Source organism: Methylobacterium sp. AC690 (assembly GCF_979256535.1).
Genome location: NZ_CEEDOX010000002.1, coordinates 13,788 through 29,324 on the forward strand (window position 1 = coordinate 13,788; position 15,537 = coordinate 29,324).

At 62.5% G+C, this 15,537-nt stretch carries 11 protein-coding genes; 5 read left to right on the top strand and 6 right to left on the bottom strand.

Annotated features, from left to right (window positions below; translation table 11 throughout):
- The first annotated feature begins 332 nt into the window (after positions 1–332).
- Complete coding sequence (locus AC0IY1_RS02415; protein WP_471767449.1) at positions 333–1,814, top strand: peptidoglycan L,D-endopeptidase MepK; 1,482 nt, start codon at positions 333–335, stop codon at positions 1,812–1,814.
- Positions 1,815–4,334: 2,520 nt separating this feature from the next.
- Here AC0IY1_RS02415 and AC0IY1_RS02420 read toward each other — a convergent pair.
- From AC0IY1_RS02420 to AC0IY1_RS02440, 5 genes are all read right to left on the bottom strand, one after another.
- Positions 4,335–4,808 (bottom strand): Ros/MucR family transcriptional regulator, encoded by a 474-nt coding sequence (locus AC0IY1_RS02420; protein ID WP_055955862.1) that lies wholly within the window; start codon positions 4,806–4,808, stop codon positions 4,335–4,337.
- Positions 4,809–5,127: 319 nt separating this feature from the next.
- Positions 5,128–6,498, bottom strand: coding sequence for an NTP/NDP exchange transporter (locus AC0IY1_RS02425; protein WP_471767451.1), 1,371 nt, complete (start codon positions 6,496–6,498; stop codon positions 5,128–5,130).
- The gene (locus AC0IY1_RS02430) at positions 6,495–7,229 is read right to left on the bottom strand and encodes an NADPH-dependent F420 reductase (RefSeq protein WP_471767454.1); all 735 of its coding nucleotides are present in this window, start codon (positions 7,227–7,229) and stop codon (positions 6,495–6,497) included. The genes AC0IY1_RS02425 and AC0IY1_RS02430 overlap by 4 nt, the downstream gene beginning before the upstream one ends.
- Positions 7,219–8,148, bottom strand: a complete 930-nt coding sequence (locus AC0IY1_RS02435) for an aldo/keto reductase (RefSeq protein WP_471767922.1) — start codon at positions 8,146–8,148, stop codon at positions 7,219–7,221. Before AC0IY1_RS02435 ends, AC0IY1_RS02430 begins: the two co-directional genes overlap by 11 nt.
- Positions 8,149–8,290: 142 nt before the next feature.
- On the bottom strand, positions 8,291–10,198 hold the full coding sequence (locus tag AC0IY1_RS02440; protein WP_471767457.1) for a sigma-54 interaction domain-containing protein: 1,908 nt from the start codon (positions 10,196–10,198) through the stop codon (positions 8,291–8,293).
- 169 nt (positions 10,199–10,367) lie between these two features.
- Here AC0IY1_RS02440 and AC0IY1_RS02445 point away from each other — a divergent pair, with 169 nt between their 5' ends.
- From AC0IY1_RS02445 to cynS, 4 genes are read left to right on the top strand one after another with little or no spacing between them, the layout of a single operon-like run.
- Positions 10,368–11,729 carry a CmpA/NrtA family ABC transporter substrate-binding protein gene (locus AC0IY1_RS02445; RefSeq protein WP_471767460.1) on the top strand — a complete coding sequence of 454 codons (1,362 nt, stop codon included), beginning with the start codon at positions 10,368–10,370 and terminating at the stop codon, positions 11,727–11,729.
- 3 nt (positions 11,730–11,732) lie between these two features.
- On the top strand, positions 11,733–12,572 hold the full coding sequence (gene ntrB, locus AC0IY1_RS02450; RefSeq protein WP_471767463.1) for a nitrate ABC transporter permease: 840 nt from the start codon (positions 11,733–11,735) through the stop codon (positions 12,570–12,572).
- Between the two features lie 5 nt (positions 12,573–12,577).
- Positions 12,578–13,558 carry an ABC transporter ATP-binding protein gene (locus tag AC0IY1_RS02455; RefSeq protein ID WP_471767466.1) on the top strand — a complete coding sequence of 327 codons (981 nt, stop codon included), beginning with the start codon at positions 12,578–12,580 and terminating at the stop codon, positions 13,556–13,558.
- Between the two features lie 36 nt (positions 13,559–13,594).
- A complete protein-coding gene (gene cynS, locus AC0IY1_RS02460; RefSeq protein WP_055955879.1) occupies positions 13,595–14,083 on the top strand; it encodes a cyanase in 489 nt (162 codons plus the stop codon).
- 300 nt (positions 14,084–14,383) lie between these two features.
- Here cynS and AC0IY1_RS02465 read toward each other — a convergent pair whose 3' ends face one another.
- Positions 14,384–15,493: an aldo/keto reductase gene (locus AC0IY1_RS02465; protein ID WP_055955882.1), complete on the bottom strand. Its 1,110-nt coding sequence runs from the start codon at positions 15,491–15,493 to the stop codon at positions 14,384–14,386.
- Positions 15,494–15,537 lie beyond the last annotated feature (44 nt).

Here is a 15,537-nt window from a genome sequence, read left to right on the forward strand (position 1 = left end):
TGTAGAATAGATTCGCCTACTTCCTAAAGGCTGGTCAGACATAAATCTTGCTTCTTTGACCCTTCTAGAAAACACATGAGACGACCGTTTTTGCTGAGGCATACCGATTCGCGGCGTTCCTTGGACCAAAAGTATTGCACATTTAGGAACATAATCTGGACGGCGCCTCTGCGCACACCGAGGCACGATTTTGCCATGGTTCAGACCTAGCCGTAAGGTATCGGGTAGCAAAACGCCGAGAACTTAGTAAACCGAACGTTTACGGTTTTCGGCAACCTTGCGTTCACCATGATCCGTGCCCCGCGCGCGATTGGGTAGAGGGTGAGATCACGGTGGGTAAGTTTCTGCGGAACGGCCGGACGACCCAACGCGCTGTCTCGCTGAAGCGGGCCGGACGTCTACCGGCCATCGTTGCTAGCTTCGGTCTCGCTCTCCTTGGGGGAACCCGTGGCACACAGGACGCCGTCGCCAATGGGGATACGCGGACCCTATCGATTTATCACACCCATACGAAGGAAAGCCTGACGGTTACCTTTAAGCGCGACGGACGTTACGACCGGGCGGCTCTCGAACAGCTGAACTGGCTCCTGCGTGACTGGCGAGTCGACGAGCCGATCAAGATGGATCCGCGCCTGTTCGACACAGTCTGGGAAGCCTACCGATCGGTAGGATCGCAGGAACCCATCAACGTCGTCTCTGCCTATCGTTCGCCCGGCACCAACGCGATGCTGCGCCGACGATCTAAGATGGTCGCCGAGTACAGTCAGCACATGCTCGGTAAGGCTATGGATTTCTATCTACCGGACGTGTCGATCGACCAGATTCGTGCCATCGGAATGCGGATGCAAAGGGGCGGCGTCGGTTGGTATCCACGCTCAAACTCTCCCTTCGTACATCTCGACGTGGGTTCAGTCCGCTCCTGGCCGCGCATGACGCACGATCAGCTGGCTCGTCTTTTCCCGGATGGAAAGACTGTACACCTCCCCTCCGACAATCGCCCCCTGCCCGGCTATGAAACGGCCCGTACCGAGATCCTGGCGCGGGGAGGCACGGTCCTTGGGATCACGGAAGTGGCGCAGATGGACGAGGACGATGGGCCAAGCATCAAGGGGTTCTTCGCCAGTCTCTTTGGCGGCGGCTCGCAGGACACTGTGACGCCGGTTCAGATGGCAGCGAAAGCGTCTATGAGACCGCGCCCGAAGGCAACGGCCATCGTTGTTGCCAGTGCCGATCCCGAAGACCCCGTCGGTGCGCGCTCAGCGCTTGCGTACGCAGCACCCGCCACGGATGAGGCTCTGAAGAGCAATCTGCTTGAACGTGACGGCCGCGACGCCCAGAGCCTCCTGACCGGTGAGACGCAAGCGGCTGCAAAATCAGCGCCGGATGCGGCCTTTTCAGCGTCTCTGCCGCTACCACCTCGCCGTCCAGCTGAATTTGTAGCCGTAACTGCTGCTCTGACGATGCCCCTCCCGCCCCCTCGGCCTGCTATACAACTTGCCGGTCTCGGCAATGCCGGTATGGTTAATCTTACCCCAGATGCGCCACCCCGTGCGGTACCTGTACCGGCCAATGCGGATTCGCGAACCCAGCTACATGCGCTCTTCGTTGCGGCTGCCACGGATGTCGAACCCGCAAGCCGTGCGGCACCGGTGAAACTTGCAAAGGCGAAGGCAAAGCTCGACGGATCACCGACGGCGATTGTCTTGCCGCAAACTGGAATCGCCACACGCTTCTCGGCTCGGAGCCCCGGAGACGATCTCGCGGCCTCGCGTTTTACCAGCTCGGCGACACGCGTTGTGCCTGGCAACCGCTGATTACAGTGTGGTTGTTCCGGGAAAGTTCAAACGACCGCCTTTGCATTTGCTTGAGCTCTTAACCGACGACGGTCATCGGTTGCGAGCTCACGAGCCTGCGGGCCCCGCCTTGGCGATTTGGCGACCCTGCCGCAGGGGTCGTCCAGCATAGAGTCGTCGAGCGTTCGCGGTCGGGGGGACCAGGCAGGAGTCCGCACACAAGGAGAAAGGTTGCTCGTCCCTGTAATCCCGACGCGACTCGAATATTTCGATCGCGCGCGAATTTCCGCGACAAAGCTTTTTCTCGAGCTCGATCACCGGGTGGCGTCACTTAGAGAGACAATCAATCAAGCCAACCAGGACGAATTAAAATCAATAAAATCCGCATATTTCTAAAAACTTTGATTGAAACGTCAGTAATATAATGAACATTGGGTCATTTGATAATATAATAGCGTTTCAGTAGGATGTTTCTTAAACCAAGATTTTACTGATGTGCATTTTCCCGTTCCACTCGAACTGATCCAGCTTCTTCAATCGAAGTTTGCACTGACTGCTCAGTTGCAACAAGACTTCTATTGTGTGCGAAAGCCTCGCCAATCCCCCAAATGGGGCATGCAAATCTGAATTCATTTCGCACACAAGGAGAGAACTCCAGGGTTAGGAGAATCTGGCAATCGGTCCATGAGGACTGTCATGGCCCAGAATTCGAAAGAAGGGGCTCCCTGATGTTCACGGTAAGTGCGAGCTTCCTGCTGGCTGGCGTTGCTTTGGCAGCTGCAGCACAGGCTTCGCCGCGGCGTCGGAGCGTCTTGGAATGGGCCGGTGGCACCCTGCTCATCGCAGGGCTCAGTCTGCTTGGCGCAGGACTTCGACTGTTCCGATAATGTGCTGGCCCCTGCGGCGCCGCAGACCGATCGCTCTATGATGAGGCGAACAGAACTCCTGGTCCGAGCGCCCTATGTGCAGGATATGGTACGCATCCACATCGGCAAGCTCGGGATGGCGCTCCTGCTCCCGCTCATCCCGAGTCGCTTGGGCCTCGGGTAGCACGATAGCGCTCATGCTCGTCGGCCTCGATGGCAAAACCTTCTTCGCGCCGGATGGAAGCTGCAACGGACCGAACGGAAACGATACTCTGGGATCATCGACGTCAGCGAAGAGGCAGATTCTCGCCTCGCCCATACTCTTCCCGTTGGTAACTCGAGGTACGGGCCGCTAACGAACCTGCGGATCATGCCGAATGGACGCCTTGGCGTGGTCCTAAGTTCGGTGCTGATGCACCAAGAGGATGCAGTCTGGTACGCTCACGCAGACAATTGCCTGCATGTCATCGATCTGACCACACCACCACTGCGCCTTATCGAGATGGTCGAGATTGGATGGTAACCCTCGGACATCGCGATTTCGAAGGTCGGCGACTTGTCTCTCGTTGCGAACCGCGAAGGACGCAGCGTTAGCGTGCTGTCGATCGCCGCCGCAAAGGTGCGGTCAGTTGCAATAGTCGATGTCCTCAATGAAGCCGCCGCCGTCGCGTTTAAGCCCAATGGTAGGCGGGCCTTCGTCGCGATGTACAAGTCGGCGCGCGTCGGCGTCCTAGCGATCGATGGCACTTTGGGGCGGTATGAGACTGCGAACGTTATGCCGTCGGTACCGGGGTCTACGGGCTCGACGTCGCGCCCGACGGGACTCTGACGCTGATCGGACATACCCAATGGGAGCAAAGAGACGGGCGCGCAGATATCAACAGTATCATACGAGCCGATGGTCGATACCCGAACATCTTCGATCATCGCGAAATTGGTGATACGCCAAAACTCTTGGTGATTGCACCGGACGGTCGATATGCTTCAGTCACGGTCGTACGGGGTTCGAGCACAGCGCATGCAAGTCTAGGCTACACACCGACGACTGGATTCGCGTTGCTGACTATCCCTGAGCAGAACGTTTAGACTATATACTAGGCCGATGCGGGGCCGTCACACAGAGTATCTCGTTCAGCCCTTCGGAAGTTATATCTATATCAAAAATTATCCCGACCAGAACTTTGGCATATGTAGCATCGCAGGCGGCATCTTGAACTAGGCAGGTGACCGCCTGACGCTCCCGGGCCAACCCGCATCCCTGTCCGGTGGATAGCATCCTCGATGCCAGAGGAGCCTTGCGGAAACAAACATGGCCGCTTCTCTGAGGCGCGAGAGAACGCCCCCTGCTGACGAATGGGTAGATTGTCTTTGTCGTAACAATTATGTTGGCTTTCGCGACGATCGCTACTGGAACGCCTAACGTCTCTTTGCTGGTCCAAGGCTCTTCCATCGGCGCTGGGACTTCCGCGCCATGCGTTACGTCGGACCCGGCGACATTGTGATCTTCGCTGCGGGAAATGGAATACATCAGAGCGCAGATCTGAGCCCGACCAATCGGGATCAGCATTGACTCTAGAGTTGCTGCTAAAGCCTCGCCAGCGGGCAGGTGCGCTGGCTATCGAGGTCCCGCACCGATTAGGGAAGGCGAGACCTCGATCAGTCGCGAAACGGTACCTTAAGCTGCCTGCTTGCGACCCTTGGTCTTCGGCGGCACCTCATCGTCCTCATTACGGTTGGCAACCTGACCCAAACCGATGGACTTCGCGAGTTCCGAACGCATGGCTGCGTAAGACGGGGCAACCATCGGGTAATCCGCCGGGAGGCCGTACCGCTGCCGGTAGCTGTGCGGATCGAGGCCATGGCTGCTGAGATGACGCTTCAGTGTCTTGTAGCTCTTGCCGTCGAGGAAGCTGACGATGCCGTCCGGCATCACAGACTTGCGGATTTGGGCAGGCGACGGTTTTTCCGGAGCGACCTCTTCCGCGACCTGAGCGGTACCGGCGACGAGGCCGTTGAGCGCTGCGTGCACGTTGCGGATCAGATCTGGTAGATCGGCGGTGCGGACTGGATTGTTCGACACATACGCCGCGACGATGTCCGCGGCGAGATCGACGAAGTCGGTCGTTTGAATTTCAGTGCTTTCGGACATGCGTAGTTTTCTTTTCCCTGTGCCCCCAAGGCAGCAGATCGCCCATTTGTAGACATTTATCAAGCGGTCGAAGCCAAATTCGCTGATGAACATGCCTGACATGCGCATCACAGATAAGAGATGTCCAAAACAGGGACTCTCGAGCTGGGAGGGTACTCGCGTTTATTGCTTCTGTGCTCAGGAGTTTCCGCTGGCACAACCATCGGGTCGCGTCGGATAGACCGAGCGTTGTCCGCGCGGCCTGATCGGATGACGGACCCCGAAGAATCTCAAGTCATCGTATCACGCTCACGCGCCCTGAGATTCGGTGCTTGAGGGCCTATACCCGGCCAGTCGGATCCTGGTTCTGCGCGATCCTATCCTGATGCATCTGACGCTCTAGCTGACGACGCCCAAGCCACAGGCCGTTCAGAAGCCATGCCACCGACAGAGGGACTGCCGTTACGGCGACAGCGGTCGATCCGAGCCCCAGAGCGGCGATCCCGGCGAATGACCAGGCCCCCAACTGGTCTCCGACCCGATATACCACCGTGTCGATGAAGTTCTTCGCTTTGTACCGATCCTCGCGCGGTACCACGGTAAAGAGTACTTCACGGATTGGCCGGGCAATGGCGAAGTTTCCGGCGCGTCGCAGGACTTGGAAAACAACAATCGCGGCAATCGTCGGCGATACGGCCAAAGCAGCGAAACCGAGGATGCTGGCTGCTGGCAGGAGGGCCAGGGTCGGTCCTAACCCAATCCGGCGCACGATCCGTCCCGTCAGGAAAAATTGCACGCCGAGCGTGAGGATATTCACCAACAAGTCCACGCTGGCGAAGAAGGCTGTCTGTGATCCCCGATCGGGAAAGCTACGCTTGGCAATACCGGCTTGCTCGAAATACAGGAATGTCGAGGTGATCGAGAACAGCAACAGGAAAAGACTGATATTCAGAAGGTAGGGCGAGCGAAGCGTTCGCGTGATCCCCGCGAAAGCGCTGCCGCCGATGGCCTCGGCGGCCAGTGCATCGCCGGTGTGGGGTGCTTGGCGGAGTCGGTCCGACATTTGCGCAAGCCCGCGCATGCTGAAGACCGCGACTTCAAGAAGAACTGCGGCGCCGAGCAGCAGGGCCCAGGTCGGCGCGTTGCGGGCGAGGATGGCAGTCGTGGCCGAGCCCGCGATGGCACCGAGCGTCGCTCCGGCAGCAATGAACGCGAAAAGCCGCTTTCCTTGTTCCGCTGAGAAGACATCAACGATGGTGGCCCAAAAGACCGAGACGACGAATAAGTTAAAGATCGACAACCAAATGAAGAAAGCACGACCAATCCAGATATTCCCCTCCGGACCCGCGACGTACAAAGCGGCGGCGAAGACGAGAATGTTTGCTGCAAAGAACCGGTAGGTGAGCGGCACGAACCGCGCTCGTGGCAGAGTCTTCACCAGCCAAGCAAATGGCACGTTGAGGGCCAACATTCCCGCCAGGGTGCCCGTAAAGAGCCAGGGCAGGTTCTCGATGCCGCCTGCCACGCCCATCTGGTCACGGATTGGCCGGAGGACGTAATAAGCCGCCAGGATCGAAAAAATGTAGGCCCACGACCAGGCAAGAGCTGGTCCCTCGCCTGGCCGCACATCGACGAGGTGTCGAAGCCAATCAGAGGAACGCTGCCCCGCCGGCGCTTCGTGCGAGGCACTGGTGGAGGTATCATCGCTCAAGGGGTAACACCGAGGCGCGCGCGCATGTCTGGAGCGGTGAGTTCGAGACCGAAGCCGGCAGACCCCATGGCGAAGCTGTCGGCCTTCTGAAGTGATCCAACCACCACAGGATCGAAGCCCGCATCGGTAACGAGCTTCGACACCGTCGCAACAGCTTGCGGATCGTCGCCTGCGAGGGGGATCGCCATCTGCGCCCCCTCGCGGTGAGCATTCTTGGCGAAGACCTTGTAGTTGGCTGCGTTGAAGGCGCGGACGATTAGCGCTTTGTCCAAATACTTGGCGGAGACTGCGGCGATGCCGCGTGCCTGGACCTCGCCGTAAACCTCGCCATCGCGGGCCTGAGTGGCGTTGCCGGCGTCGATCACAATCTTGTTCTTCAGGGCCGCGCCATGGTCCTGGGCAATCTGAGGATACGCTTTGTAGGGGACGGCGATAAGTACGACGTCGCCGAAAGCAATTGCCCCTGCCGGCGTCCCAGCGCGGGCGTTAGATCCGAGGCCCTCGACGAGGTTCTTCAACTCTTCGGGATGCCGGGACGACAGCATCACCGCATGGCCGGCCTTGGCCCAGAGACCGCCAAGGGTGCCGCCGATGTTGCCGGCGCCGATGATACCAATGCGCGCCGGCGCAGAAGCAGTCTGCGCCCAACCCGGGCCGCCAAGGGCCACGGCGAAGGTCGCGCCCGCAGCGAGCGCAAGAATCAAGCGGCGTGTCAAGAACTTAGAGTGCATCGACGAGGGCCTCCATGCGGGTGCGTTGCGCGGCGTCGGGTAGACGGCCCTGTGCGGCACCGAGGTTGTCCTCGACATAGGCGGCCTTGGCCATACCGGGAATTGGGCATGTCACAGCCTCGTGCGCGAGGACGTATTTCAGGAAGAATTGCGGCCAGCTCGCGCAGTCGAACTCAGCAGCCCAGGGCGGAAGTGTGCGCCCCTGCACAGCCTTGAACAAGCGGTCGCGTCCGAAGGGAACGTTGACCATCACGGCCATACCGCGCTCCTTCGCCAAGGGTAAGATGCGCTCGGCAGCGCCGCGATCGTCGAGGGCGTAATTCACCTGAATGAAATCCAGGGTCTCGCGGGTCATCAGGGCTTCGAGATCCGCGAGCTGACTATCGCGCCAAACCGTTGCACCGAGGTAACGGATCTTCCCCTGTGTCTTCAGATCGCGAAGGGTCGCAAGGTTTGCATCCGGATCGATGAGGTTGTGGACCGCGACGAGGTCGATCACCGACGTTTTCAGGCGCTGGAAGGATCGTGCGATCTCAGCAACAGCTGCCTCACGACCTTGTGTCCCAACCTTGCTGCACAGAAACACCTTCTCGCGCAGGCCATCCTGGCTCAGGATCAGCCCGAGTACGTCCTCTGCGGTGCCGTAGCTCGGCGCGGTATCGATGACCGTTCCGCCGAGCGAAACGAATCTCTGCACCGCTTCGCGCAACGGCGCGATCTTCTCTGGCGTCGGCTCGACTTCGTACCGACGCGACGTACCGATCCCGATCACCGGCAGGCTTTCGCCTGAAGAGGGAATCGGTCGGTGAAGTAATTTGGAGGATCGCTCACTGCCAGCCATCGCCCTGTTCCTTAGCAAAACCGCAGACAGGGGCAGAAGGCCTGCGCCGGCGACGAGGGCGCGTCGAGAGGGATGCATCAGGACACGAACTCCAGCGAAGACGAGCGTCTGCATCATCTAGGGCCGGGCACCGGACTTCGACATATCCTCTGGCGCACGGATCGTGCCGAAGGCAGCAGGACGCGCGTGAAGACGTATCCGTCCCCCCGGAGCGGCGGTCTCAGCGCCTCACGCGGAAGGCTCGTCCGTCGATATTCAGGGCTTTCATCCGCGAGGCCAGGGTGGTCGGGCGCAGGCCGAGCAACTCGGCTGCGCCACCCGGGCCGAAGACCTTGCCGCCGGCCAAGCCCAGGGCCCCCTCGATTTCGGCCCGATCGCGAGCGCGGCGTTCGGGCTCTGTCAGCGGGTTGAGGATCGGAGAGGCCATGGCGACCACATCTAGGCCCTGCGGCGGCGGATCAATCTCTGGCAAGTCGAGATGGAGCCGCCCGCGCACCGCGAGGATCGCGCCGCGTTCGATCACATTCTCCAGTTCTCGAACGTTTCCAGGCCACGGGTAGCGGCTGAGGCGGCGTACGTCCCCTTCCGTAAGCCGAGGCTCGGCGATGTTGAGCCTTCGCGCCGCGCCCCTTAGGAAATGTTGGGCGATCAGCGCAATATCCTCCGGTCGCTCACGCAAGGGACTCGCAGCGATCGGGAAAACGTTTAGGCGGAAATACAGGTCCTCACGGAAGCGGCCGCGGCGCACCTCGTCCCGCAGGTCACGGTTGGTGGCCGCGATCAGCCGGACGTCGACCGCGCGGGTGCGCTCCTCGCCCACTCGCTCAAAGGAGCGCTCCTGCAGCACCCGCAGCAATTTACCCTGCAGGTCGAGGGGGATCTCGCCGACCTCGTCGAGAAACAACGTGCCGCCATCGGCGAGCTCGAAACGCCCGACGCGGTCGCGAACAGCGCCGGTGAAGGCGCCCTTGGCGTGGCCGAAGAACTCGCTCTCGAACAGCTCGCGGGGGACGGCGGCGCAGTTCACCCGGATCAGGGGGCGGTCGCACCGCCGACTGGCCTCGTGGATCGCCCGGGCGATGAGTTCCTTGCCGGTGCCGGATTCACCGGTGACGAGAACGGTGGCGTCTGTGCCGGCCACCACGTCGATCTGGCGAAGGGTGGCCTCGATGGCCGGCGAGCGCCCGATGATGCCCTGGTGATGGCTCTCGAGGCGAATTTCCTCCTTGAGATAGGCGTTCTCGAGCTCCAGGCGCTCGCGCAAGACATCGACCTCGGCGAGCGCCTGACGCAGTCGCTCGTCGGCTTCCCGCCGGGGACCGACATCGCGGAAGACGATCACGGCGCCGAGAAGCTGGCCCCGGTCACGGATCGGAGTCGATGTGTATTCCACGGGGAACGCGTGCCCGTCACGCCGCCAGAACACCTCCGTGTCGACTTGATGAACAGCGCCGTCGCGGAAGGCGGCGTAGATCGGGCAGTCCCGGTGGGGGTAGTGGGCTCCGTCCGGATGGGTGTGGTGGACGGTGGCGTGCATGTCTCGGCCGACGAGTTCGGCGGCGGGCCATCCGAGCATCCGCTCCGCGGCCGGGTTGACGAAGGTTGTCACCCCCTCGGCATTGACCCCGTAGATGCCCTCTCCCGCTGCGCGGAGGATGAGCTGATTCTCGCGCTCGATATCGCGGAAGATGCGCTCCATCCGCTGCCACTCGGAGAGGCCGGCCCGCATGTGAGCGTCCGCCTGCGCGTCGACGTGGCGCCGACGGCGCGCGTCGAGGTCGGCCAAGGTCACAAGCATGAGGGGCGCCGCACTCTTGAGCAGCGAGCCGGCGTATTCGAGCCGGAGCGCCTTTCCGGAACCGTGCCGCGGCGAGAGCGCGTGGGTCCACCAATGGCCTTTCGCGTCCACGGCCTGGGTGAACACGATCAGGGCCGGGCGCTGCCCCGGATGCAGCGTGCTGGCGGGCATCCCCCGGAGCGTGGGACGCGGGTAGCCGAGCAGGTCCGCAGCGGCGGGGTTCGCGTCGATGATCCGATCCGCGGGCGGATCCAGGATCAACATCGGCTCGCGACTTTCCTCGAAGGCGAGGCCGAGTTCAGGAGGGAGAGTGGAATCGGGAGCCATCATGTGACGGTAGCACGAGATCTCGTTACTACCGTCACGAAATCTCGCAAAACACGAGATCACGTAAAAGCATCAAGATGGCATAAACGCACGCATCCATTGATAAATTTCTGAAAGTCTACCTGGCATGGCGATTGCTCAATGAGCCGCACCAGCTTGCGGTGAGGCAGCCATGGCCCTGTTCGACAATCCCTTCGATGCGTCCCGTCGCTTGAACCGGGGCGGCTGTTCGTGCGGCGCCCACCCCTCACAGCGCGAGCATGATGCCGGCACGCCCGGCGGTGATGCTGCGATCGAGCGGGTCGTCGAGGGCACGGTGATGCGCGCACTCTTTCCGCACGATGCCGAGCGGCGCGCTTTCCTGCGCAGCGTCGGCGCCGCCACCGCCCTAGCCGCCGTCAGCCAGTTCCTGCCGACCCGCTTCGTCGCAGAAGCTTTCGCCGAAGGCGGGAAGCCGGAGAAGACCGACCTGAAGATCGGGTTCATCCCCATCACCTGCGCCACGCCGATCATCATGGCCAAGCCGATGGGCTTCTACGAGAAGCAGGGCCTCAACGTCGACGTGGTGAAGACCGCCGGTTGGGCGGTGATCCGCGACAAGACCCTCAACCGCGAATACGACGCCGCCCACATGCTGGCGCCGATGCCGATCGCGATCTCCCTCGGCGTCGGCTCGAACCCGCAGCCCTACACAATGCCGGCGGTGGAGAACGTCAACGGTCAGGCGATCACGCTGGCCATGAAGCACAAGGACCGGCGTGACCCGAAGGATTGGAAGGGCTTCAAGCTCGCGGTGCCGTTCGACTACTCGATGCACAACTACCTGCTGCGCTACTATCTCGCCGAGGCCGGGATCGACCCGGACACCGACGTTCAGATCCGCGCGGTCCCGCCGCCCGAGATGGTCGCGAACCTGCGGGCCGACAACATTGACGGCTTCCTCGCCCCCGATCCGGTGAACCAGCGCGCGGTCTATGACGGCGTCGGCTTCATCCACATCCTGTCGAAGGAGATCTGGGATCGGCATCCCTGCTGCGCCTTCGCGGCGTCGCAGGACTTCATCACCCAGACACCGAACACCTACGCGGCCCTGCTGCGGGCGATCATCGAAGCCACCACCTACGCGTCGAAGGCGGAGAATCGGAAGGAGATCGCCGCCCAGATCGCACCGGCCAACTACCTGAACCAGCCGGTTACCGTGGTGGAGCAGGTCCTCACCGGCACCTTCGCGGACGGGCTCGGCAGCGTGCGCAAGGTGCCGGACCGCGTCGACTTCGATGCCTTCCCCTGGCAGTCCTTCGCCGTCTGGATCATGACCCAGATGCAGCGCTGGGGTCAGATCAAGGGCGACGTCGACTACGCGACCGTGGCGGCCAAGGTTTACCTCGCCACCGACGCCGCGAAGCTGATGAAGCAGAACGGCCTCACGCCGCCCGAGACCACCACGAAGACCTTCGTGGTCATGGGCAAGACCTTCGATCCGGCCAAGCCGAAGGAATACCTCGACTCCTTCAAGATCAAGCGGGCAGGCTGAGCCATGGCCGTGAGCCTCTCCCTTCGCGCCGGCCTCGTCTCGCTGGCTTTGCTCCTGGCGTTCCTGCTCACCTGGCAGATCGCCGTCGGGGGCACGGCCAAGACCGAGGCGATGGATCCGGAATATGCCGCCCTGATGGGCGCGAGCGCCACCACTGGAAAGTCGGCCATGCCGGGCCCGCTCGACGTCGGCGCCACCCTGTGGAAGCACCTGAAAGACCCGTTCTACGACCGGGGCCCCAACGACAAGGGCCTCGGCATCCAGCTCGCCTACTCCATCGGCCGCGTCGCGCTCGGCTACGGCCTCGCCGTCCTGGTGGCGATCCCGATCGGCTTCCTCATCGGCATGTCACCCCTGATGAACCGGGCGCTCGATCCCTTCATCCAGCTCCTGAAGCCTGTCTCGCCACTCGCCTGGATGCCGCTCGCCCTCTACACGATCAAGGATTCCGGCCTGTCGGCGATCTTCGTGATCTTCATCTGCTCGCTCTGGCCGATGCTGATTAACACCGCCTTCGGCGTTGCCGGCACCCGGCGCGAGTGGCTCAACGTCGCCCGCACCCTGGAAGTCGGCCCGTTCCGGCGGGCCGTCACGGTGATCCTGCCGGCGGCCGCGCCCACCATCCTCACCGGGATGCGCATCTCGATCGGCATCGCCTGGCTCGTCATCGTGGCGGCCGAGATGCTCGTGGGCGGCACCGGCATCGGCTACTTCGTCTGGAACGAGTGGAACAACCTCTCGATCACCAACGTGATCACCTCGATTCTGGTGATCGGCCTCGTCGGCATGATCCTCGACCAACTGCTGGCCCGGGCGCAGCGCCTCGTCACGTTTCCGGAGTGAGCGTAATGGTCACGCTGCTCCCCTTCCACACCCCAACCTCAGACCAGACCGACGAGGTCCGCATGTCGTCCCAGACCATGCCGTCCTTAGAGAAGTTCATCTCGATCGAGGGCATCGCCCGGCGCTATCCGGCGCCGGGGGGCAAGAGCAACACGGTGTTCGAGAACCTGTGGCTGCCCATGCGCCGGGGCGAGTTCGTCTGCATGATCGGCCATTCCGGCTGCGGCAAGACCACCGTGCTCAACATCCTGGCCGGACTCGAGGCCCCGAGCGAGGGCGTCGTCATCGTCGATGGGCAGGCCATCGATGGCACCAGCCTCGACCGGGCCGTCATCTTCCAGGGCCACGCGCTGCTACCCTGGCGTACGGTGCTGGGCAACGTCGCCTACGCGGTGTCGTCGCGCTGGCGGAAGGCGGCCACGGCCGAGGTCACGGCACGCGCGCAGGATGCGATCGCCACGGTGGGCCTCGCGGGCGCCGAGCACAAGCGCCCCTCCGAGCTCTCCGGAGGCATGAAGCAGCGCGTCGGCATCGCGCGCGCCCTCGCGATCGAGCCCAAGATCCTGCTGATGGACGAACCGTTCTCCGCCCTCGATGCGCTGACGCGCGGAACGCTCCAGGACGAGGTTCGGCGGATCTGCGTGGAGACCGGTCAGACCGTCTTCATGATCACCCACGACGTTGACGAGGCGATCTACCTCGCCGACCGCATCGTCCTGATGACCAACGGCCCGCAGGCCAAGGTCGCGGAGATCGTCGAGAATCCGCTGCCGAAGTCCCGGGACCGCACTCAGCTGCACCATGCCCCGGGCTACTACGCCCTGCGCAATCACCTGATGGATTTTCTCGTCAGCCGCTCGAAGACGCTGCGGGACGCGATGCCGGCAGGCTACGACCCGCGTCATCCCCCAGTGATCCGGCCGAGCCTCACTGAGGTCGAGGGCGCCGCTCCGGCCGCCGATACCGCGCCAGCGCGACGCGCCTGATCTTTCCCTTTCCCACCCACCACGGAGACGCAAGCCATGAAGCGCGAAGACCTCACCGAGAAGCTCCTCGACATCAAGCGCGAGAAAGGCTGGACCTGGAAGTATATCCAGGACGAGATCGGCGGCATCTCGCCGATCCTGATCACCGCCGCCTGCATGGGCCAGATGAAGCTGCCCAAGGCGCAGGCTGCCAAGGCTGCAGCCCTGTTCGGCCTTTCTCAGTCTGAGGAGCGCATGCTGAACGAGGCGCCCTTCCGCGGCTCGATCGCGCAGATGCCGCCCACGGACCCGCTGATCTACCGCTTCTACGAGCTGGTGATGGTCTACGGCACCACTTGGAAGGAGCTGATCCAGGAAGAGTTCGGCGATGGCATCATGTCGGCCATCGACTTCAACATGACCATGGAGCGCGAGCCCAACAACAAGGGCGACCGGGTGAAGATGAACATGTCGGGCAAGTTCCTGCCGTACAAATACTACGGCAACGAGGAAGGCGTGCCGGATTACGGCTTCAAGGAAGGCTGATCCATCCGCCGGCGGGCATCGTCATGATGTTCGCCGGCTGCACCGGGCTGCTGTGCGTTGCGACGGCATTCCTCGCTGCGCCTCGTGACATCATCATCGAAAGCACCAGGCCATTCCCGGGCGCAGGAGGCGAGCCCGGCCTCCAGCACCGCCGACGGTAGAAAGCCCTGCGCCGCTGGCGCGTCTCTGCATCCCGGGCTCCGCTTCGCGGTCCCGGGATGACGCTCGGTACGTCCAGGATTTTGACGCGACGGTCTCTCGCCGGAACGACGAGGACGGGCGCCTGAGAGCCGTCCGGTCTCACTCCATGGTCGGCGCGAGCTTCTTGACGCTCTCCACATCCTCGCCGAGCCAAGCCGCGTTCTTGGCGGTGCCATCGAAGGTGGCGGAGGTCTTGAACAGCTCGTACTTGCCCTGGAGCGCGTAGGGCTTGCTGCGCTCGAGGAGTTCAGCAACCTTCGCCTTGTCCATCGGCGTAAAAGTCTTCACCGCCTCGAAGGCCTGGTCGAGGTCGCGCTGGCTCTCGATGCCGGTGATCACCACGGTGGTCGGCAGGTTCAGGGAGAAGTGCAGGTACTCGAGCGGCTTGATCGGCGCGTCACTCTTCAGGATCACGCCGTCGCCGAAGGTTTTCATGCCGAGCGCCGCAATGCCGTGCTGGACCAGGTATGGCAGCACGAGGTGGCCGAACGAGCGGAAATGCGCGTCCATCACGTTGAGCGGCATCTGCACGGAATCGAACTGGAACCCGCGCTCCTCGGCGACTTCAAGCATCTGGAGGTGGATGCGCGGATCCTTGTGGCCGGTGAAGCCGATGTAGCGCAATTTGCCGGCCTTCTTGGCCTCGACGAAGGCCTCCATGGCGCCGCCCTCGGCGAAGACCCGGTCCGGGTCATCGAAGCGAAGGATCTCATGGTGCTGGACGAGGTCGATCCGGTCGGTGCGCAGGCGCTTTAGGGATTCGTCGATCTGCCGCATCGCCTCCTGCTTCGTGCGCCCATCCATCTTGGACATCAGGAAGACCTTGTCGCGGTAGCCGCCCTGCGAGAGGGCGACTCCCATGCGCAGCTCCGAGCGGCCACCGTTGTAGTCCCAACAATTGTCCATGAACGTGATGCCGCGATCGACGCCGGCATGGATGAGGCGGGTCGCCTCGTCATCGGAGACCGCGTTCTTTCCAAGGTGGAAGCCACCCATCCCGATCGCCGAGATCTTCTCGTCGTGGCGACCGAAGGGGCGGTAGAGCATCTCGCCACGGCGTTCGCCGGGGTCGGTGAGCACCGGCAAATCGGCCGGGTCCTTCGGTCGCGTGTTGGGCAGGCCAGGCGCGGTCACGGCTGCACCGGCGCTGCTGGTGGCGGCGAGTCCGGCGCCGGCGGCGGCGCCCTGTAGGAAGCTGCGGCGTTCCATGTCTGCTCTCCGGGGTGAACGGGTGTGTGGCGGGAATGGCGCGG

Excerpts from the sequence above, each read along its gene's own strand:
- AC0IY1_RS02445 (WP_471767460.1), top strand. The coding sequence starts at position 10,368 with ATGGCCCTGTTCGACAATCCCTTCGATGCGTCCCGTCGCTTGAACCGG.
- AC0IY1_RS02430 (WP_471767454.1), bottom strand. The coding sequence starts at position 7,229 with ATGCACTCTAAGTTCTTGACACGCCGCTTGATTCTTGCGCTCGCTGCG.
- AC0IY1_RS02455 (WP_471767466.1), top strand. The coding sequence starts at position 12,578 with ATGGTCACGCTGCTCCCCTTCCACACCCCAACCTCAGACCAGACCGAC.
- AC0IY1_RS02465 (WP_055955882.1), bottom strand. The coding sequence starts at position 15,493 with ATGGAACGCCGCAGCTTCCTACAGGGCGCCGCCGCCGGCGCCGGACTC.
- cynS (WP_055955879.1), top strand. The coding sequence starts at position 13,595 with ATGAAGCGCGAAGACCTCACCGAGAAGCTCCTCGACATCAAGCGCGAG.
- AC0IY1_RS02435 (WP_471767922.1), bottom strand. The coding sequence starts at position 8,148 with ATGCATCCCTCTCGACGCGCCCTCGTCGCCGGCGCAGGCCTTCTGCCC.
- AC0IY1_RS02420 (WP_055955862.1), bottom strand. The coding sequence starts at position 4,808 with ATGTCCGAAAGCACTGAAATTCAAACGACCGACTTCGTCGATCTCGCC.
- AC0IY1_RS02440 (WP_471767457.1), bottom strand. The coding sequence starts at position 10,198 with ATGATGGCTCCCGATTCCACTCTCCCTCCTGAACTCGGCCTCGCCTTC.
- ntrB (WP_471767463.1), top strand. The coding sequence starts at position 11,733 with ATGGCCGTGAGCCTCTCCCTTCGCGCCGGCCTCGTCTCGCTGGCTTTG.